General features: G+C 58.0%; 23 protein-coding genes. 10 read left to right on the plus strand and 13 right to left on the minus strand.

The window, feature by feature from the left end; translation table 11 throughout:
* The first annotated feature begins 9 nt into the window (after window positions 1-9).
* On the plus strand, window positions 10-801 hold the full coding sequence (locus ACZYSM_RS10480; protein WP_489071417.1) for a crotonase/enoyl-CoA hydratase family protein: 792 nt from the start codon (window positions 10-12) through the stop codon (window positions 799-801).
* Between the two features lie 144 nt (window positions 802-945).
* Here ACZYSM_RS10480 and ACZYSM_RS10485 read toward each other — a convergent pair whose 3' ends face one another.
* Window positions 946-1,701, minus strand: a complete 756-nt coding sequence (locus ACZYSM_RS10485; protein WP_489071418.1) for a spermidine synthase — start codon at window positions 1,699-1,701, stop codon at window positions 946-948.
* A gap of 161 nt (window positions 1,702-1,862) precedes the next feature.
* Between ACZYSM_RS10485 and ACZYSM_RS10490 the strand changes: the two genes are divergently transcribed.
* Complete coding sequence (locus tag ACZYSM_RS10490; RefSeq protein ID WP_489071419.1) at window positions 1,863-3,209, plus strand: class II 3-deoxy-7-phosphoheptulonate synthase; 1,347 nt, start codon at window positions 1,863-1,865, stop codon at window positions 3,207-3,209.
* Window positions 3,210-3,271: 62 nt separating this feature from the next.
* On the opposite strand, the gene ACZYSM_RS10495 is transcribed toward ACZYSM_RS10490, so the two are convergent.
* Window positions 3,272-4,501 (minus strand): winged helix-turn-helix domain-containing protein, encoded by a 1,230-nt coding sequence (locus ACZYSM_RS10495; protein WP_489071420.1) that lies wholly within the window; start codon window positions 4,499-4,501, stop codon window positions 3,272-3,274.
* A 64-nt stretch (window positions 4,502-4,565) separates the two neighbouring features.
* Window positions 4,566-4,787, minus strand: coding sequence for a DUF1127 domain-containing protein (locus ACZYSM_RS10500; protein WP_489071461.1), 222 nt, complete (start codon window positions 4,785-4,787; stop codon window positions 4,566-4,568).
* Between the two features lie 61 nt (window positions 4,788-4,848).
* Here ACZYSM_RS10500 and ACZYSM_RS10505 point away from each other — a divergent pair, with 61 nt between their 5' ends.
* Window positions 4,849-5,739, plus strand: a complete 891-nt coding sequence (locus ACZYSM_RS10505; RefSeq protein ID WP_489071421.1) for a LysR substrate-binding domain-containing protein — start codon at window positions 4,849-4,851, stop codon at window positions 5,737-5,739.
* Here the strand turns inward: ACZYSM_RS10505 and ACZYSM_RS10510 are convergent.
* A complete protein-coding gene (locus ACZYSM_RS10510) occupies window positions 5,729-6,478 on the minus strand; it encodes a sulfite exporter TauE/SafE family protein (protein WP_489071422.1) in 750 nt (249 codons plus the stop codon). The genes ACZYSM_RS10505 and ACZYSM_RS10510 overlap by 11 nt on opposite strands.
* A 219-nt stretch (window positions 6,479-6,697) precedes the next feature.
* Between ACZYSM_RS10510 and ACZYSM_RS10515 the strand changes: the two genes are divergently transcribed.
* The gene (locus ACZYSM_RS10515; protein ID WP_489071423.1) at window positions 6,698-7,159 is read left to right on the plus strand and encodes a MarR family winged helix-turn-helix transcriptional regulator; all 462 of its coding nucleotides are present in this window, start codon (window positions 6,698-6,700) and stop codon (window positions 7,157-7,159) included.
* Between the two features lie 172 nt (window positions 7,160-7,331).
* Complete coding sequence (locus tag ACZYSM_RS10520) at window positions 7,332-7,751, plus strand: organic hydroperoxide resistance protein (RefSeq protein WP_489071424.1); 420 nt, start codon at window positions 7,332-7,334, stop codon at window positions 7,749-7,751.
* Between the two features lie 76 nt (window positions 7,752-7,827).
* Here the strand turns inward: ACZYSM_RS10520 and ACZYSM_RS10525 are convergent, their stop codons facing one another.
* Window positions 7,828-8,397, minus strand: a complete 570-nt coding sequence (locus ACZYSM_RS10525) for an elongation factor P (RefSeq protein WP_489071425.1) — start codon at window positions 8,395-8,397, stop codon at window positions 7,828-7,830.
* 48 nt (window positions 8,398-8,445) lie between these two features.
* Window positions 8,446-9,579, minus strand: a complete 1,134-nt coding sequence (earP, locus tag ACZYSM_RS10530; RefSeq protein WP_489071426.1) for an elongation factor P maturation arginine rhamnosyltransferase EarP — start codon at window positions 9,577-9,579, stop codon at window positions 8,446-8,448.
* Window positions 9,580-9,716: 137 nt separating this feature from the next.
* Between earP and ACZYSM_RS10535 the strand changes: the two genes are divergently transcribed.
* Together ACZYSM_RS10535 and ACZYSM_RS10540 are read left to right on the plus strand one after the other, a co-directional pair.
* Complete coding sequence (locus ACZYSM_RS10535) at window positions 9,717-10,112, plus strand: hypothetical protein (protein WP_489071427.1); 396 nt, start codon at window positions 9,717-9,719, stop codon at window positions 10,110-10,112.
* A 2-nt stretch (window positions 10,113-10,114) separates the two neighbouring features.
* Complete coding sequence (locus ACZYSM_RS10540) at window positions 10,115-10,597, plus strand: GreA/GreB family elongation factor (RefSeq protein ID WP_489071428.1); 483 nt, start codon at window positions 10,115-10,117, stop codon at window positions 10,595-10,597.
* Between the two features lie 18 nt (window positions 10,598-10,615).
* Here the strand turns inward: ACZYSM_RS10540 and cysB are convergent, their stop codons facing one another.
* The 5 genes from cysB to ACZYSM_RS10565 form a co-directional block, all read right to left on the minus strand.
* Complete coding sequence (cysB, locus tag ACZYSM_RS10545) at window positions 10,616-11,590, minus strand: HTH-type transcriptional regulator CysB (protein WP_489071429.1); 975 nt, start codon at window positions 11,588-11,590, stop codon at window positions 10,616-10,618.
* Window positions 11,591-11,701: 111 nt separating this feature from the next.
* Window positions 11,702-12,202: a universal stress protein gene (locus ACZYSM_RS10550; protein WP_489071430.1), complete on the minus strand. Its 501-nt coding sequence runs from the start codon at window positions 12,200-12,202 to the stop codon at window positions 11,702-11,704.
* 94 nt (window positions 12,203-12,296) lie between these two features.
* Complete coding sequence (locus tag ACZYSM_RS10555) at window positions 12,297-13,202, minus strand: 5'-nucleotidase (RefSeq protein ID WP_489071431.1); 906 nt, start codon at window positions 13,200-13,202, stop codon at window positions 12,297-12,299.
* A gap of 19 nt (window positions 13,203-13,221) precedes the next feature.
* On the minus strand, window positions 13,222-14,181 hold the full coding sequence (locus ACZYSM_RS10560; protein WP_489071432.1) for a putative 2-dehydropantoate 2-reductase: 960 nt from the start codon (window positions 14,179-14,181) through the stop codon (window positions 13,222-13,224).
* Window positions 14,181-14,567: a thioredoxin family protein gene (locus tag ACZYSM_RS10565; protein WP_489071433.1), complete on the minus strand. Its 387-nt coding sequence runs from the start codon at window positions 14,565-14,567 to the stop codon at window positions 14,181-14,183. The genes ACZYSM_RS10560 and ACZYSM_RS10565 overlap by 1 nt, the downstream gene beginning before the upstream one ends.
* Between ACZYSM_RS10565 and ACZYSM_RS10570 the strand changes: the two genes are divergently transcribed.
* Entirely contained in the window at window positions 14,566-15,009 is a 444-nt protein-coding gene (locus ACZYSM_RS10570; protein WP_489071434.1) for a PilZ domain-containing protein, read from the plus strand. The genes ACZYSM_RS10565 and ACZYSM_RS10570 overlap by 2 nt on opposite strands.
* A gap of 131 nt (window positions 15,010-15,140) precedes the next feature.
* Window positions 15,141-16,217 (plus strand): 3-deoxy-7-phosphoheptulonate synthase, encoded by a 1,077-nt coding sequence (locus ACZYSM_RS10575; protein WP_489071435.1) that lies wholly within the window; start codon window positions 15,141-15,143, stop codon window positions 16,215-16,217.
* An 88-nt stretch (window positions 16,218-16,305) separates the two neighbouring features.
* Here ACZYSM_RS10575 and ACZYSM_RS10580 read toward each other — a convergent pair whose 3' ends face one another.
* Window positions 16,306-17,067, minus strand: coding sequence for an SDR family oxidoreductase (locus ACZYSM_RS10580; protein ID WP_489071436.1), 762 nt, complete (start codon window positions 17,065-17,067; stop codon window positions 16,306-16,308).
* A 234-nt stretch (window positions 17,068-17,301) separates the two neighbouring features.
* On the opposite strand from ACZYSM_RS10580, the gene ACZYSM_RS10585 reads away from it, so the two are divergent.
* Window positions 17,302-18,306 (plus strand): NADP-dependent oxidoreductase, encoded by a 1,005-nt coding sequence (locus ACZYSM_RS10585; RefSeq protein ID WP_489071437.1) that lies wholly within the window; start codon window positions 17,302-17,304, stop codon window positions 18,304-18,306.
* 140 nt (window positions 18,307-18,446) lie between these two features.
* Here ACZYSM_RS10585 and pyrF read toward each other — a convergent pair whose 3' ends face one another.
* Window positions 18,447-19,145 (minus strand): orotidine-5'-phosphate decarboxylase, encoded by a 699-nt coding sequence (gene pyrF / locus ACZYSM_RS10590; protein ID WP_489071438.1) that lies wholly within the window; start codon window positions 19,143-19,145, stop codon window positions 18,447-18,449.
* Between the last annotated feature and the right edge of the window lie 282 nt (window positions 19,146-19,427).

A 19,427-nucleotide genomic window follows, 5' to 3' on the forward strand; every position in this document is an offset into this window, starting at 1 on the left:
ATATGTCCCATGAATCAACTCAGCACCAGTCGTGTCAGCCGTGAACAGCGTGGTCACATCCTGTTGATCGGCCTGGATCGCGTTGCCAAGCGCAATGCCTTCGACCTCGACCTGCTCAATGAACTCAGCCTGGCCTATGGCGAGTTCGAACGTAACGCCGAGGCGCGGGTAGCAGTGGTGTTCGGTCACGGCGAACATTTTACCGCAGGGCTGGATCTGGCGAATGTCGGTGCCACCCTGGCCGAGGGCTGGCAAGCACCGACCGGCGGCTGCGATCCATGGGGCGTGTTCGCAGGGCCCAGGGTCAGTAAACCGGTGATTGTCGCCGTACAAGGCTACTGCCTGACCATCGGTATCGAATTGATGCTGGCCGCCGATATCAACCTGTGCGCCAGCAATACGCGCTTCGCCCAGATGGAAGTCCAGCGCGGAATCTTCCCTTTTGGTGGCGCCACCTTGCGCCTGCATCAGATCGCAGGCTGGGGCAATGCCATGCGCTGGCTGCTGACCGGCGATGAGTTCGATGCTCATGAAGCCTTGCGGCTAGGCTTGGTCCAGGAAGTAATGGCCAGCGAGGACCTTATGCCACGCGCACTGGAGTTGGCCCAACGTATCGCCAGGCAAGCACCATTGGGCGTTCAGGCCACCCTGATGTCCGCCCGCCAGGCACGCCTTGAAGGTGAAACTACCGCCGCTCAAGGTTTGCCGCCGTTGGTCAAGAAGCTGCTGAACAGCGAGGACGCGAAGGAAGGTCTGCAAGCGATGGTCGAAAAACGTCCTGGCGTATTCAAAGGCTGTTGAGATCTGTGCCTGATGAGCCAGCAGTCATACCGTCATCGCGAGCAAGCCCGCTCCCACGCTGGATCTGTATTGATCACAAAACTGTGAACACACTGAAGTCTAATGTCGGAGCGGGCTTGCTCGCGATGACGGCCTTACAGACAACTAAGTAGCCGGGCGGATCACCTTGATCAGTGATTGCAACGAATAACCCAGTCGCGGCGCCAAGGCTTCGGCCCGGGCGGTCAGGCCGTCCATATCCAACGATTGATCGAGATCCGCGGGAACAATCAAGATCACGTTGCCCTCCTTCACCGGCAACTCCCAATAATGCCGGTGATAAAGACCGCGCAGCAAAGCAGCGCCCAATGGCTTGCCGTCATCGGTGGCCCATTGATTGATCACCAGCCAACCACCCGGATTCAGACGTTTCTGACAGTTTTCCAGAAAGCCCCAGGCCAGATGCCCGACACCCGGTCCGACGTCGGTATAGAGGTCGACAAAGATCAGATCCGCCGACTCGGCAGTGTCGAGCAGCTCCAGGGCATCACCGACACGGATATACAGCCGCGGGTCGTCATCCAGACCGAGGTATTCGATGGCCAGGCGCGGAACATCCGGGCGTAGCTCGATAGCTTCGACATCTTCCAGCGGCAGGAACTTGAGGCAAGCCTGGGTCAGCGTACCGGCGCCGAGGCCCAGAAACAGTGCGCTTTCCGGGGCTTCGTGGCACAGCGCACCGATCAGCATGGCTCGGGTGTAGTCGTACTCCAGCCAGCTTGGGTCGGCAGTGAACACACAACTCTGCTCGATGGCATCGCCAAATTCGAGAAAGCGGTAATCCGCCACTTCCAGCACCCGAATCATGCCGAAGGCATCGTGAACCTCGGCGAGCAGGCGCTCGACGCGCTCCTCAGTCATCTCATCTCCTAACCGCCACCGGGCTCAAACTCGGCAACGCGATAAATCCAGCCGCTCAGTGCCGAGCGGGAAAGGCGCGATTGTCCGCGAACCGACGGGAACAGGTCACGCACTAATTGCTGATAACATGGCTGTCCGACCGTAAAACACTAGAGTCCGTGATGAGCCAACCCTGGAGCCCTGACAGCTGGCGCGCCCTGCCGATCCAGCAACAACCCCATTACCCTGACGCTGCGCACTTGTTGCAGGTCGAGCAAAGCCTGGCCAGTTATCCGCCGTTGGTGTTTGCCGGTGAGGCCCGGGAGTTGCGTCGTCAGTTTGCCGAGGTGACTCAGGGTCGGGCATTTCTGCTGCAAGGTGGTGATTGCGCGGAAAGCTTTGCCGAGTTCTCAGCGGCAAAAATCCGTGACACGTTTAAAGTGCTGTTGCAGATGGCGATTGTCATGACCTTCGCGGCGGGCTGCCCGGTGGTCAAAGTCGGTCGCATGGCCGGACAATTCGCCAAACCGCGCTCCTCCAACGATGAAACCATCAACGGCGTGACCCTGCCGGCCTACCGTGGCGACATCGTCAACGGCATCGGTTTCGACGAAAAGAGCCGCGTACCGGATCCGGATCGTTTGCTGCAGTCCTACCATCAGTCCACTGCAACCCTGAACCTGCTGCGCGCCTTTGCCCAGGGCGGGTTTGCCGACCTGCATCAAGTGCATAAATGGAACCTGGACTTCATCGCCAACTCGGCCTTGGCCGAGAAGTACAGCCACTTGGCCGATCGCATTGATGAAACCCTGGCCTTCATGCGCGCCTGCGGCATGGACAGTTCACCACAACTGCGCGAAACCAGCTTCTTCACCGCCCACGAAGCGCTGCTGCTGAACTACGAAGAAGCCTTCGTACGTCGCGACAGCCTGACCAACGATTACTACGACTGCTCGGCGCACATGCTCTGGATCGGCGACCGCACGCGCCAACTTGATGGCGCCCACGTCGAGTTTCTACGCGGGGTGAACAACCCGATCGGGGTCAAGGTCGGCCCAAGCATGAACACCGAGGAACTGATTCGCCTGATCGATATCCTCAACCCGGATAACGATCCCGGCCGCCTCAACCTGATCGTGCGCATGGGCGCGAACAAGGTTGGCGACCATCTGCCCCAACTGATCCGCGCGGTGGAAGGCGAAGGCAAGAAAGTGCTGTGGAGTTCCGACCCGATGCACGGCAACACCATCAAAGCCAGCAGCGGCTACAAGACCCGCGACTTTGCGCAAATTCTTAATGAAGTGAAACAATTCTTCCAGGTGCATGAAGCGGAAGGCAGTTATGCCGGCGGCATCCATATCGAAATGACCGGGCAGAACGTCACCGAATGCATCGGCGGTGCGCGGCCGATTACCGAAGACGGTTTGTCGGACCGTTACCACACCCATTGCGACCCACGGATGAATGCCGATCAGTCGCTGGAGCTGGCGTTTTTGATTGCCGAGACACTCAAACAGGTTCGTCGTTGAGTCAGTAGGTTTTTCGTCACCTGATACATCATCATCGCGAGCAAGCTCGCGATGATGATGTATCAATCACCACCGAGCTCAGTCAACGCCACCCGCAACCGCGCCGCACTGGCCCTTGGGCAATTGAGCTGAATCTCCACAAAGCCCAACCAATCAGCCATCTGCCGCAGGTTTTTAGCCAAAGCCAGCATCCCCTGCTCATCCAGCCCCATCTCTTCCTCATGCACGGCATGCACCGCCAACCGTCCCTGAGCCCGTTCAGCCCGCAAATCAACCCGCGCGGCAATCCGCTCATTGTGCAAAAACGGTAATACGTAATAGCCGTAAACCCGTTTGTGTTGTGGTGTGTAGATCTCCAGCCGATAGCGGAAATCGAACAAACGCTCCGTGCGGCTACGCTCCCAGATCAGTGAATCGAACGGCGAGAGCAAGGCGCTGGCCTCGACTTTGCGCGGGACTTTCGGCTCTGGCAGGCAATAGGCCGATTGCCGCCAATCCTGCACCTCACACACCACCAACTCGCCCGATTCAACCAATTCGGCCAGCCGCGCGCGGCTGTCGGCAGGCGAAAGCCGGAAATAATCGCGCAAGTCCTTGTCCGTACCGACACCCAGTGCACTCGCAGCATGCACAAGCAGCCCCCGCTGGGCCTCGGCTTCACTGAGTAACGATTGCTGAAGAATCTTTGCGGGTATGACCCGCTCCGGCAAATCATAGAGACGCTCGAAACCACGACGCCCTGAAACAGTCACTTCACCGGCAGCAAACAACCACTCCAGCGCATGCTTCTCGGCGCTCCAGTCCCACCAGGGGCCCGCCCGTTCCTGACGAGTCGACAAACTGCCAGCGCCGAGAGCACCTCGCTCCTCGACCAAGGCCAATACTCCACGAATGGTCTCCTGCTGCTCCCGCCCGAAACGGGCCATTTGCTGATAAATACCCTCCCCTTGCGACGCCCGCTGCATGCGCCAGCGCATCAAGGGATACATCGATAGCGGCAGCAAAGACGCCTCATGCCCCCAATACTCGAACAACGTACGCCGTCGCCCCTGACTCCAGGCAGCCTGATCAAGCAAATCGGATGAGTAGTCGCCGAGGCGGGAGAAAAGCGGAAGGTAGTGCGAACGCACCAAGGCGTTGACCGAATCGATCTGCAGGATCCCCAGACGTTCGATCAGCCGGTTGAGCTGAGCAGGCTTGATCGCCGCTGGCGGCTGGCGCCCGGAGAAGCCTTGGGCGGCCAGTGCCAGACGCCGAGCCTGTTGGCGAGAAAAGGACAGTTCTGCGGGCATGTACATCTCCTTGTCTGCTCGCAAACTACCTCACCACGAAGCTGCTTGTGTAGTTGTCCGAAAATCATTTGTGCATGGGGTCATCCCAGAATGGACGTACGGTTTCATACACGACATCCGCCCGACTGAGCCCCATATCTTTCAAGGCTTCGTCGCTCATGCTCGCCAGCAGCGCACGCTCACGATTGAGTTGATGCCAGCGAGCGATCTTCTCCATCAGACGCCGCAGGAAAAAACCATGGAATGAAAATTTTTCGACCAGTACATAACCTTTTTGACCTTTCATCATCTTGCCCTCCAGTGGGGATGACTAAAGTCTCTCCCTGGAGCTAAGATCAATCCAACGAATGTTTCTTATGCAATACATCTCTGAGATTGATCAATTGGCCAACTACCCGAGCATCGACACCGAAGTCCTGCGCACCTTCGTCGCGATTGCTGATCAGGGCGGTTTTACCCGCGCCGGTGAATTGGTCAATCGCACCCAATCGGCGGTGAGCATGCAGATGAAGCGTCTTGAAGAAGACGTGCTGCAACGCCAGCTGTTTCAGCGTGATGGACGCCAGGTACGACTGACCGCGGAGGGCCAGGTGCTGCTCGGTTATGCGCGGCGCATCCTGAAACTGCACAGTGAAGTGTTCAATACGTTGCGCGAGCCGCACATGGTCGGCACCGTACGCATCGGCACGCCGGATGACTATGTGATGCGATTTTTGCCAGGGATTTTGTCGCGCTTCGCTCAAGCCTATCCGTTGATCCAGATCGAAGTGCATTGCGAGTCGTCCAAGCAACTGTTGCTGCGCCAGGACCTGGACCTGTCCATCGTCACCCGCGAGCCTGGCAGCGAGATTGGCCAGTTGCTGCGCAAGGAGCGTTTTGTCTGGGCAGAGGCACGATGCTTCAGCCCTCACGAGCAGACGCCGCTGCCCTTGGCGATGTTCAACAGCGACTGTTTCTGCCGTCTCTGGGCCTGCAACGCGCTGGATGCTGCCGGGCGCGACTATCGCATCGCCTACAACAGCTCCAGCCTCTCGGCGCTCATGGCAATCGTCAGCGCCGGTCTGGCAGTCACCGCGCAACTGGAGAGCCTGATCACCTCGGACATGCGCATCCTCGGTGACGCCGAAGAGCTGCCGCTATTGCCTGAAGCCAGCATCATGCTGATACGCAATCTGAACACCCCGTCGCCGATCACCGAGTGCCTGGCCGAGCACATCGTCGAAGGCTTCAAAGTTTAAGTGCGAGCATCACCGCACAGAACACCAGAAAGCCACAAAACAGCCCGCGCAGCAGCCGCTCCGGCATGGCGTGGGCGATTCTCACCCCCCAACTGATGCTCAACAGCCCGCCGGCCGCCAAGGGCAAACCAATCATCCAGTTCACCTGGTGATGAAACGCATAGGTCACCAACGTGACGCCGGTACTCGGCAGGGCCAAGGCCAGAGACAAGCCCTGGGCGACGACCTGGCTGGTACCGAACAGACTGGTCAGCACCGGCGTGGCGACCACTGCCCCACCGACACCAAACAACCCGCCCATGGTCCCTGACGCAGCCCCCAACACGCCCAGCCAGGGCCACGAGTAACGCATCTGCGCCGAGGCAGGGGCGTTGGCCATGAACATTCGCGCAAGGTTGTAAACCGACAAGCTGATCAGGAACGCGACGAAGCCAATACGCATCACTCTCGCATCGATGCCCACCGCCCAGATTGAACCCAGCCAGGCGAAGCAAAAGCCCATCAAGGCCAGGGGCAACGCGTGACGCAACTCAATGCGATTACGCTGGTGATAACGCCACAACGCCAGCATCACGTTCGGCACCACCATGACCAACGCCGTGCCTTGAGCAATCTGCTGGTCCAGGCCGAACAAGACACCCAACACCGGAATCGCAATCAAGCCACCGCCGATACCGAACAAACCGCCCACGGTACCCAAGGCTGCGCCAAATGCCAGATACATCACTAACTCAATCACAGACCATCCCCTCAGCAATGGTTTTGTATGCTACGCAGTCTGCGTCTGGCAGGGAAACGCACAGCAACGCACAATGGCTATGCCCCCAAATCCGCAGTCCGATCCCGCCTTGGGATCTGGCTCTGCAAAGCGACCTCGGCTGGCAGTAAAGCGAAAATTACCTAGCGCATTAAAGATTCGCCCGCTAGATTCAGCGCGAGTAATGATCAAGGCCCCAACATGACTAGCGTTAGCTCCACCGAAGATAACTGCGACCAGCTGCTGCTCGACAATCAGCTGTGTTTTGCCCTGCATTCCACCTCGTTGCTGATGACCAAGGTCTACAAGCCGCTGTTGCAAGCGTTAGGTCTGACGTATCCGCAGTACCTGGCGATGATGGTGTTGTGGGAACGCGACGGGTTGACCGTAGGCGAGATCAGCACTCGCCTGCTGACGGACCCGGGGTCATTGACGCCGCTACTCAAACGCTTGGAAGCCGAAGGCTTGCTGACCCGTACTCGAAGCCGTGAAGACGAGCGCGTGGTAATCGTTGAGTTGACCGGACAAGGCTGCGCCCTGCGGGACAAGGCCCGGGATATCCCACAGTGCATCTTTAGCGCCAGTGGCCAGACCCTGAACCAGATCCGCAAGTTGCAGGCCGACTTGCTGGCTTTGCGCAGTCATTTGCAAGACAGCGTGTAAGCAGCCAATCAAACATCGGTAAGACCACCCTCTTTGAGGACCCTTTCGCCTTTCACAAAATCTCTGTGAAATTTATCTTGTGCGCAAAATATTTGCGGTATACATTTATTTCGCACTTACTTAGCGCGCAAATATTTAGCGCATAAACACCGCCAGAAAGGGGCTCAACACCATGCAAACTCTCTACACCGCTGTTGCAACCGCTACCGGTGGCCGTGATGGCCGCGCTGTTTCCAGCGATAAAATCCTCGACGTCAAACTCGCCACCCCAAAAGAACTCGGTGGCGCTGGCGGTGAAGCGACCAACCCTGAGCAGCTGTTCGCTGCCGGCTATTCCGCTTGCTTCATCGGCGCACTGAAATTCGTCGCCAGCCAAACCAAACGCAAAATCCCTGATGACGCCTCGATCACCGCCCACGTAGGTATTGGCCAGATTCCTGGTGGTTTCGGTCTGGATATCGATCTGCACATCAGTCTGCCAGGCCTGGAACACGCTGACGCGCAGACGCTGGTAGATGCAGCGCATCAGGTTTGCCCGTACTCCAACGCTACCCGTGGCAACGTCGATGTGCGCTTGCACGTCACTGTCTGAGTGCTCGCACCCAACAGACGCGCACAAAAAAGCCCGACTCAATGGTCGGGCTTTTTCTTTCCTGCAAAAACTGCGCTTATTTAGCGCGGCCTTTGTAAGAACCGCCTTCGCGGGTATCGATCTCGATTCTGTCACCGATTTCGATGAAGTCAGCAACTTGCAGCTCAGTGCCGTTGCTCAGCTTGGCAGGCTTCATGACCTTGCCGGAAGTGTCGCCACGAGCGGAACCTTCGGTGTAGTCGACTACACGCACGATAGTGGTCGGCAGCTCTACGGAAACCAGACGGTCTTCGAAGAAGATCGCTTCGCAAACATCGGTCATGCCTTCTTCGACGAATGGCAGAACAGCTTCGATGTCTTCGGCGTTCAACTCGTACATGGTGTAGTCAGTGGTGTCCATGAACGTGTAGGTGTCGCCGCTGATGAACGACAGAGTCGCTTCTTTGCGGTCGAGGATTACGTCGTCCAGTTTGTCATCGGCGCTGTAAACGATCTCGGTCTTGTAACCGGTCAGCAGGTTTTTCAGCTTGGTCTTCATGATTGCGCTGTTACGACCGGACTTGGTGAATTCAGCTTTCTGAACCAGCCAAGGGTCGTTTTCGAGCTTGATGACAGTACCGGGTTTCAGCTCTTTACCAGTTTTCATTGCGAATATCCGAATTTGGATGGGATTTACAAAAATCTAGGCCGCGTATCATATCCAATTTCGGTAAAACTGTACCAGCGCCGCAGCAAGATCCGCTTGCAAGGCCTGTTCCAGACACCATCTTTCGGAATGACTGGCCACTTCCGGCCAGTGCTCAAGCAGGTTTTTCCAGCTTTCGGCCATGTGCGCTCCTGCGTTCCAGGCCCGCCACAGATCATTCACGGCGGCCTTGGCGGCCGGCGACAGGCCTAGTGTATACACCTCGAGGAAGGCGTCGAGCTTGTCCAGATGAATGTCTTCTTCCTGCCGATAAATGTGCCAGAGCATTGGCCGCCCGGCCCACTGGGCGCGCACGAAAGAGTCTTCGCCGCGTACGGCGTTGAAATCACAGCACCACAATAGGTGGTCGTATTCTTCCTGCCGGACGAACGGCAGCACCTGCACCGTCAAGGCATCGCGCACCTGAACCGCGCCAGCCGACAACCCCTCGACACCCAACCACTGTTCCACGTCACCGAGAATCCGCCCCTCTGGCACCAGCAGATGAGTCGGTTTTGAGTCAGCGGCCATGACGTCAAGCCAACTGGCCAGCCCCGCATTTTCATAGGCGAACAATGAGATCAGCCGCGCACCCGCTACCGGAGCAACACCGAGTGCCTGCAAAAAATCCTGCTGGGCCTGAGCGCTTTGCTGAAACTGGCGACGCTGTTCAAGCAACCCGGCCTCTCGCAGCAAGCCGCCCGTGCCGGCCTGAAACCCCGGAAAGAAGAAGTACTTCTGCACATTTTTATACTTCACCGACGGTAGGCCATGACAGCCGACAATCCAGTCCTCGGCGCTCAAATAGTCAAGATTGATCCACAGCGAAGCTTTTTCCCGTGCGGCCATTGCGTCCATGTACGCCGTTGGCAATTGGCAAGCAAACGCCGCGATCACCACATCAGCGGCGGCCGTCGATTGCCACTCGGCGGACCAGTGGCAAACTTCGACACCCTGCTGCCATTGCTGACAGGCATTGACGTCGATTTGCGGACATATGCGCTCGAAGGCCCGCAGGTCATCGACCCACAGCCGCACCGCGCATTGATGCTCAGCCACCAATTGCCGGGCCAGGCGCCACGTCACGCCGATGTCGCCGTAGTTATCCACGACACTGCAGAAAATATCCCAGGTGGCTTTCATTCCGGGCTCCGTTTGGCAAAGGCGCCGATTGTCCGCATAAATGCCCCCGCGCAGAAGGGGGGAGGCCGATTAATCTGTCCAAGGGGTGTGCGACAATCACTCCCTGCCCGATCAAGACCGCCTGCCAGGAGGCCGCCATGCCCTTTCGTCCACGTCCGCATCGTCCAATGCACATCAGCATTAATCCACTACAGCTGACCGGCAGCATTGCCTTGGGTCTGTGGCTGGGTTTCATGGCTATCGCATTAACCTGCTGGCTGGCTTCACGCTTTCTGGTCAATCAGCAATTTGCGCCTGTAGCCGAGGCCGTTCAGTACCTCGCGAAACCACCTATTGCCAACCCGGCCGCGCCGAACCGAATGTTCGAGCAATACCAGGAAAACCTGCGCAAGAACGAACAACAGCAAAGCCTGGACAATGCCCGCAGCAATCTGCGCAATCAGTCCAACCCTAAATGCCAGTTCTGGTTGCAACAAGACCAGACGGCCCCCAGCGACAAGAGCCGGGCGAACGTCCTGCAATTCTGCGATTAACCATGAACAAACACGCCGTCCACAACCTGATCCTCGAAAAGCTCAAGGTCGATCTCGATATTGCCCAACGCGCCGCGCAAACCGCCTATGAAACCGCGACCCACGAAGAAAACATCGCCGAAAACAAATACGACACGCTAGGTCTGGAGGCTTCCTATCTGGCGGCCGGTCAGGCCAAGCGTGTGGAAGAAATCAGGCAGGCACTGGTGCTTTGCCAAAACCTGATTCTGCGTCCGTATGACGAACAGCACGGTATCCAGATCGGCACGCTGCTGGGGCTTGCAGACGACAACGGCAATCAGCAATGGCTGTTTTTGGGGCCTGATGCGGCCGGACTGAAGGTTTATCTGGTGGGGCAACTGATTACCGTCATCACCCCGCGCTCGCCACTGGGCAAAAGCCTGCTGGGCAAGTTCGAGGGCGATGAGGTCGAAATCAATGTGGCGGGAACTCGGCAACAGTTTGCTGTCACCGAGGTGAAATGAGTAAACCAGGTGTCTTTCTTAGTGAACCGGTAACTCGACGCCGTCGAACAGCTCTTCCAGTTCCTGCTTGTTGTGGCACTGGATAGCCTTGGCCATGACTTCGCGCGTCAGGTGCGGGGCGAACTTCTCGATGAAGTCGCACATGAAACCACGCAGGAACGTACCACGGCGAAAACCAATCTTGGTCACGCTGGACTCGAACAGTTCGCTGGCATCGAGCACCACCAGGTCGTTGTCGAGCTTGGTGTCGACCGCCATTTTGGCGACGATACCCACGCCCAGGCCGAGGCGCACATAGGTCTTGATCACGTCAGCGTCGGCAGCGGTAAACACCACTTTGGGTGTCAGGCCGCGATGGCTAAAGGCTTCATCGAGTTTCGAACGACCGGTGAAACCGAACACGTAAGTCACGATCGGGTATTCAGCCAGGGTTTCCAGGGTCAGCTTCGGCAGCTTGGTCAGCGGGTGACCTTGCGGAACAACCACGCAACGGTTCCAGCGATAGCACGGCATCATCACCAGATCACCAAACAGCTCCAGTGCTTCGGTGGCGATGGCAAAATCCACGGTACCGTCGGCAGCCATTTCGGCGATCTGCATCGGCGAGCCCTGATGCATGTGCAAGGCGACGTCCGGGTATTGCTTGATGAAGCTGCTGATGACCGGCGGCAACGCATAACGTGCCTGGGTGTGAGTGGTGGCAATCGACAGCGTGCCTTTCTTCTCGTTGGAGAACTCCTGAGCGATCTGCTTGATGCTCTCGACCTTGCGCAGGATCTCGCCAGCGGTGGTGATGATGCGCTCACCGGCCGGAGTGACTCGCGTCAGGTGCTTGCCGCTGCGCGCGAAAACCTCAACGCCCAACTCGTCCTCGAGCAGGCGGATCTGCTTGCTGATACCCGGTTGCGAGGTGTAAAGGCTTTGGGCTGTAGCGGAAACGTTGAGGTCGTGGTGCGCCACTTCCCAGATGTAGCGCAATTGTTGAAGCTTCATATGTATCCCTCAAAGCAGATAGACGCCACGGGCATCAGCGACGATATATAACTATATTAATGGTTTGAAGAATAAATCTAGAACTTTTTATCAAAAATTGCGATTCCGACCTCAGACGTCGCCATGCCGCCGACGCTGCAACAATGGCACCAGATACACCGGCACCTGAGACAGCTGCAGTACCCGTGCGGCTGTCCTGCCCAAAGGCGTTTCCCCACCCGCGCCATGGCTGTGACTACCTACGATCAACAAATCCACCGAGAGTTTCTGCGCCTGGTCGAGAATGACCTGTGACGGATCACCCTGAAACACCCTGACCGATTGAATCAGCGCCAGGTCCTGCTGCCCTTCACCCAACTCCTCGCGAAAGCTGTCGAGCACGCGTTGTTCAATGTTGGCCATCACCGTGGTCAAGCCCTGACTGTGCAACTCGTTCAAGGCCTGCTCATCGAGATAGCTCTGTAGCACCGATTCAGCGAACAACCCCATGGGTTCAACCGCATGAACGACATACAAGTCAGCATTGAACGTTCTAGCCAGTGCCAGAGCATGTTGCATCACATAAGGGGCGTACACACCGAGGTCAGTGGCATACAGCATCGAATGAATCATATGACCTCCTCGAATGCCAACATGGCGGAGATTGATTCAGCTTAGCAGTGCCTTGGCGAGTACGACATTCGACGCAAAACCCTGGACACTCGGCTTAAACCTTCTGCTCATTGCTGATGCCGTGAGGGACGTGCCCCGTGGCGACAACCTCACGGGCCAACTCGCAATGACCGGCCTGATCGTCGAAAAAGACGTCGGCGGCAAAGGCTTCGAGAAACGCGGATTTTGCAAGACCACCGAGGAACAAGGATTCATCCAGACGAATGTCCCACTCGCGCAATGTACGGATAACCCGCTCATGGGCCGGTGCCGAGCGCGCGGTCACCAACGCGGTGCGAATCGGGCAGGCATCACTGGGAAATTCTCGCTGCAACAGATTGAGTGCGGCCAGAAAACCTTTGAACGGACCGCCGCGCAATGGCTCACGGGCCGACTCGCGCTCGCTGGCCTGAAACGCTTCCAGGCCACCCGATTGATACACGCGCTCGGACTCGTCGGAAAACAGCACCGCGTCGCCATCGAACGCAATACGCAATTCGGCACTGGCCGCCCGCCGGGCACCTCCGGAAAGAATGGTCGCGGCGGCGAAACCTGCGTCCAACGCACTGCGGACATCCTCGGCGTGGGTCGACAGAAACAAATCACAGCCGAATGCCGCCAGGTAGGGATACGGACTTCTCCCGCCAACAAAAGCCGCCCGGGAAATGTCGAGGCCGTAATGCTGAATCGAGTTGAACACCCGCAAACCGGTGTCGGCACTGTTGCGTGAAACCAGCACCACCTCGACTCGTGCCCGACCGAGACTGGCGTTCAGGCTCAGGAGTTTTTTTACCAGTGGAAACGCCTCGCCCGGCTCGAGGAACTCCTCCTCATGCTCGATCTGATACTGCCGATAGGCTTCGACGCCATGCGCCAGGTAGACCTTATGGCTCTCATTTAAGTCGAACAGTGCCCGTGAGGAAATTGCCACTACCAGCTTGTCGCCCAAACCCTTCGCCATACTGCTTCCCCTGACTGACTCAGCCGTTACGCCGATCAACAAAACTCAATGCCTGGTACAAGGCCTCGATTTTCGGCAGTTCACAACCCGCGGCCTTGGCGGCGGCCAAAGGCCTGGCATAGATCGCCGACAATTCCAGCGGACGTTTATGCAGATAATCGTGGTACATGCTCGGCCAATAATCCGGCATCTTTTCCGTCACATTGAACAGTTGTTCGGCATAACCGAGCGGCATGCTATGACCGCAGGCCAGAGCGCCCTGCACCACTTCGGCCATCAGCGCCTGAATCAACTCGCGACTGCTGGCATCGGCCATCAACGGCGTTGTGCTTGCACCCAGCAGAACCGACAGACCGTTGTACGGTACATTCCAGACCAGCTTTTGCCAGCGCGCCTGCTGCAAGTTGGCCATGGCCTGAGAGTCCAGGCCGGCCTTGCGGAACAGCCCGGCGCCCTCCTCGACAATCGCTTGGCGCGCCTGTTCGTCAGCCAGCGCCGGCCCGCTGTGATAACCAAGATTCACCCTGCCCAGAGCCTGGTGCTCAATCACTCCGGGGGCCGCACGGTGGACACAGATAAAGCACAGGCCGCCCAGCAGGTGCAGCGAATCGGGCAGTAGTTCGCGCAGGCTGTCTTCGACATCCAGGCCATTCTGCAACAACAGGACTTTGGCCCCGCTGGCCGCGGCCTTGATGATCGACGGCGCGAGTTCGGCGTTGCTGGTGGTTTTCGCGCCTACCAGCAGCCAGTCACAGGGCGGCATGTCTGCTGCAGAGGCATAGGCCTGGACCGGTTTCAATGTCAGCGCGCCATGCACGGCGCTGTTGAGTTGCAGGCCGTGCTCGGCGACCGCGGAAAACTCGCTGCGCAACAGAAAGTGCACATCAAACCCGGCACGCGCCAGCATCACCCCGTAAAAACCACCGATAGCACCGGTACCGATAATGCCGATTCGCGGCGTCTGGACAACTTCACCCATCAAGGCAACTCCTCTGGAATTCGACTCAGCACCTGGCGCACACCCTCATTGAGTTCATTGCGCGTCAGCCGCGACTGTAAGGCGCCGTAGAACTCGCCGTCGCGCACCACAAACAGCGCCGGCAAATGAAAGACCTGATATCGCTCGACCACTCCGCCGTTGTTTCCCGCATCGATCCAGCACAGACGATCGACCGCCAGACCCAGTCCGGGCAGTTGCTGACGGGCCCAGCGGCAACTGGCGCAGCCGACGCTGGTGAACACCACCAACGAAACGCCGTCCATCGCCAACAGGCGTTGATCGGCGTCGAAATCGGTCAAGTCCAATTCGACCACTATACTGGGTGAAACAATGTCAAATAACCGAGACTCGGAGTCCGCGTTCATGAGACGTTTTCTACCTCATCCTGATGATGTTCCGGTCGAGTTAACCTTACGTAAACACGAGTGCATGTCTCGCCAACAGCTGCACACTATCAGCCTCGGCGGCGTGGCTTGCAATTACCACCGCGCCTGGCGACGCGGGACGGCGCTGGAAGTACGCATGCCAACCCTCGGCGAAAATGCCTGCTATCTGGGTTATGTGGCCTGGTACTTGAGACGCAAGCGAGGGTATTTGGTCGGGATTGCGTTTATCGACGAACAGACGTTGTTCTGCGCGCGCATGGGCGAACAGGTCTGCCAAATGGAGCGTTACTGTCGCCTGCATGAGCCGCAGACCGAGCAGCAGAGCGTCGAAGTGCTGGCCCTTGAATGGGTCCAGCAGCATGCCGACGAGTTCTCCCATGACACCGTCCGTCAGGCTTTTATACAGCCGGCTCTGGATTAAACCCGCGCCTGCCCATTGTCGAGTAACAGCGTAACGCGCTAAGGTTCGGCTCCCCGCTGCGCTCAATCATGCTGTGCTCCGCCGCGCGGGGATCGCTGGCGGCCGGCACCCGTGACCTGACGAGTAACACGATGGCTGATTTACCGATCAATGACCTTAACGTCGCCTCCAACGAGACTCTGATCACTCCCGATCAGCTCAAGCGTGATATTCCTTTGAGCGATGCTGCCCTGCGCACCGTGACCAAAGGCCGCGAGGTGATTCGCAATATTCTCGATGGCACCGACCACCGCCTGTTCGTCGTTATCGGGCCTTGCTCGATCCACGACATCAAGGCTGCTCACGAATATGCCGAGCGCCTCAAGGCGCTCGCCGCCGAAGTGTCCGACACCCTCTATCTGGTGATGCGGGTCTATTTCGAGAAACCGCGTACCACCGTCGGCTGGAAAGGCTTGATCAACGATCCGTACCTGGATGACTCGTTCAAGATCCAGGACGGCCTGCACATCGGTCGTCAGTTGCTGCTGGACCTGGCTGAAATGGGCCTGCCTACCGCAACCGAAGCCCTCGATCCGATCTCGCCGCAGTACTTGCAAGATCTGATCAGCTGGTCGGCAATCGGCGCACGGACCACCGAATCCCAGACTCACCGTGAAATGGCTTCCGGCCTGTCCTCGGCTGTCGGTTTCAAGAACGGCACCGACGGTGGCCTGACCGTGGCGATCAACGCCCTGCAGTCGGTTTCCAGCCCTCACCGCTTCCTTGGCATCAACCAGGAAGGCGGCGTGTCGATCGTCACCACCAAGGGCAACGCCTACGGTCACGTGGTACTGCGCGGTGGCAATGGCAAGCCGAACTATGACTCGGTCAGCGTCGCACTCTGCGAGCAAGCGCTGAACAAGGCGAAAATCAAGCCGAACATCATGGTCGATTGCAGCCACGCCAACTCCAACAAGGATCCGGCACTGCAACCGCTGGTGATGGAGAACGTCGCCAACCAGATCCTCGAAGGCAACCAGTCGATCATCGGTTTGATGGTCGAGAGCCATCTGAACTGGGGCTGCCAGGCGATTCCAAAAGACTTGGCAGAACTGCAATACGGTGTCTCCATTACCGACGCGTGCATCGACTGGACCAGTACCGAAAACACCTTGCGCAGCATGCATGCCAAGCTCAAGGACGTACTGCCAAAACGTGATCGCGCCTGACAAGAACTTCTGATTCGTCCTTGATCAGCAAAAAAAATCCGGAATCTGTTAAGGATTCCGGATTTTTTATGCCTGATGAACCAAACCGTCAGATAGCCGTTGCCCCGCCATCCACCGCCAAGGCGTGACCAGTAGTGAAGGCTGCACCGTCGCTGCACAGATAGAGCACGGCGCTGGCGATCTCTTCAACAGTACCGATGCGGCCGACCGGGTGCATGGCCGCGGCGAATTCGGCTTTCTTTGGATCCGCCTCATAGGCACGACGGAACATGTCGGTGTCAATCACTGCCGGGCAAACGGCATTCACACGGATTTTCTTCTTCGCATACTCGATGGCGGCCGACTTGGTCAGGCCGATCACCGCGTGTTTCGAGGCGGCGTAGATGCTCATCTTCGGCGCCGCACCCAGGCCCGCTACCGAAGCGGTATTGACGATGGCGCCACCGCCCTGAGCGAGCATCAACGGCAATTGGTATTTCATGCACAGCCAGACACCTTTGACGTTGACTCCCATGATGGCGTCGAACTCATCAAGGGTGCCATCAGCCAGTTTGCCCTTTTCGATCTCGATCCCGGCATTGTTGAAGGCGTAGTCGACACGGCCGTAGGTGCTCACTGCTTGCTCCATCAGCTTCTTCACATCGGCTTCCAGAGTGACGTTGCAGCGAACGAAAACCGCGTCGCCACCCGCCGCGCGAATCAATTCCACCGTGCCCTCGCCTCCCGCCACATCCAGGTCCGCGACCACCACTTTCAAGCCTTCAGCGGCAAAAGCCCGGGCCGTTGCACGACCAATACCGGCCGCCGCGCCAGTGACCAAAGCTACCTGGCCGGAAAACGTCATGCTCATTGTTATGTCCTCGATGGAATGCGGGTGATCACGTCCTCGCAGTCTAGCCACAGCGCCCCGGGACGCGGCAGCACTATCAGAAGGCCGGTTGAACACTTATGAGTTGCAGTGATATCCATGCTCCGCCAACTATCACCCGATTGGATTGAAGCCTATTCGCTGCATCGGCAAACCTTGCGAGATTAGTCGCGAGGGTCTATCACTCATGCTTCATTCATCATTGAGTGCCTGTTCATGACTGCCCAGACCAATCGCCAATTCCTGCTCGCTAAACGCCCGGTGGGCCCGGCGACCCGCGAAACCTTCACCTATCAGCAAGTTCCGGTCGGCGAACCGGCGGCAGGTCAGATCCTGGTCAAAAACGAATACCTGTCCCTGGACCCGGCCATGCGTGGCTGGATGAACGAAGGCAAATCCTATATTCCGCCAGTTGGCATTGGCGAAGTAATGCGCGCACTGGGTGTTGGTAAGGTCGTGGCCTCGAACAATCCAGGCTTTGCCGTCGGCGACTACGTCAACGGTGCCTTGGGCGTGCAGGATTATTTTCTGGGCGAGCCGCGCGGCTTCTACAAAGTCGATCCGAAACTGGCACCGCTGCCACGCTATTTATCAGCGTTGGGCATGACCGGGATGACCGCCTACTTTGCCCTGCTGGACGTCGGCGCCCCCAAAGCCGGCGACACCGTGGTGCTTTCGGGCGCGGCAGGCGCGGTGGGCAGCATTGCCGGGCAGATTGCCAAGATTAAGGGCTGCCGCGTAGTCGGTATCGCCGGTGGCCAGGACAAGTGTAAATTCCTGATCGACGAACTGGGCTTCGATGGCGCCATCGATTACAAAAGCGAAGACGTAGTCGCCGGGCTCAAGCGTGAATGTCCGAAAGGTGTCGACGTGTATTTCGATAACGTGGGCGGCGATATTCTCGATGCGGTGCTCAGCCGCCTGAACATGAAGGCTCGCGTGGTGATCTGCGGCGCCATCAGTCAGTACAACAACAAAGAAGCAGTGAAAGGTCCGGCCAACTACCTGTCGTTGCTGGTCAACCGTGCACGAATGGAAGGCTTTGTGGTGATGGACTATGCGGCTCAGTTCGCCGCCGCCGGACAAGAAATGGCCGGCTGGATGGCCAAGGGGCAGCTCAAGAGCAAGGAAGATATCGTCGAGGGACTGGAGACGTTCCCGGAAACGCTGATGAAACTGTTCAGCGGCGAGAACTTTGGCAAGTTGGTGTTGAAGGTTTAACCAGATATTGGCAACTACATCAATCTAATAATGTGGGAGCGAGCCTGCTCGCGATAGCGGTATAACAGTCGACATCAATGTTGAATGTTAGTCAGTCATCGCGAGCAGGCTCGCTCCCACATTTGTTCTTCAGCGATCAATCAGGCCAGCTCAGCCACTACCGCCGCCAACGCCTTGGCTGGATCGGCCGCCTGGCTGATCGGACGACCTATCACCAGGTAGTCGGAACCGGCATCCAGCGCCTGACGCGGGGTGAGGATACGACGCTGATCGTCTTGGGCACTGCCCGCCGGACGAATCCCCGGGGTCACCAATTGCAGAGACGGATGCGCGGTTTTCAAGGCCCGGGCTTCCAGCGCCGAACAGACCAGACCGTCCATCCCGGCTTTTTCTGCCAATGCGGCCAGGCGCAGCACTTGCTCCTGAGGCTCGATGTCCAGACCGATTCCCGCCAGGTCCTCACGTTCCATGCTGGTCAGCACGGTCACGCCGATCAACAACGGTTTAGGACCGTTGCGCTGGTCGAGCACTTCACGACAAGCCGCCATCATGCGCAAACCACCGGAGCAATGGACGTTGACCATCCACACCCCCATTTCTGCGGCAGCCTTGACGGCCATGGCGGTGGTGTTCGGGATATCGTGGAACTTCAAGTCCAGGAACACTTCGAAACCTTTGTCACGCAAAGTCCCGACGATTTCCGAGGCACAGCTGGTGAACAGTTCTTTGCCGACTTTTACCCGGCACAGTTTCGGGTCCAACTGATCGGCCAGCTTCAGCGCGGCGTCACGGGTGGGGAAATCCAGGGCGACGATGATAGGAGTCTGGCAGGCGGACATGAGTGTGCTCTCAGGCAAGTCGAAATCGGCGCGCATTGTAGCGGAACCAACGCCTCTGCGGGACCCGATGATCGGTAAATCATCCCCCACAGAGACTCTTGTCTCAGGATAAACCTCTGCGCGGGCCGACGTGAGCGGCTATTGTGTCGAAGTCGATACATTCCCGACATGCCTGCAACAATCACCAACGCTACGCTCGCCAGCCGCAACATCCCCTTACAGCACTTCCAGCCTCACGGCCGGACGCCTATGCTGAAACCTCGCAGCCCATCTTTGTGGTTG

Source organism: Pseudomonas sp. F220 (assembly GCF_057813935.1).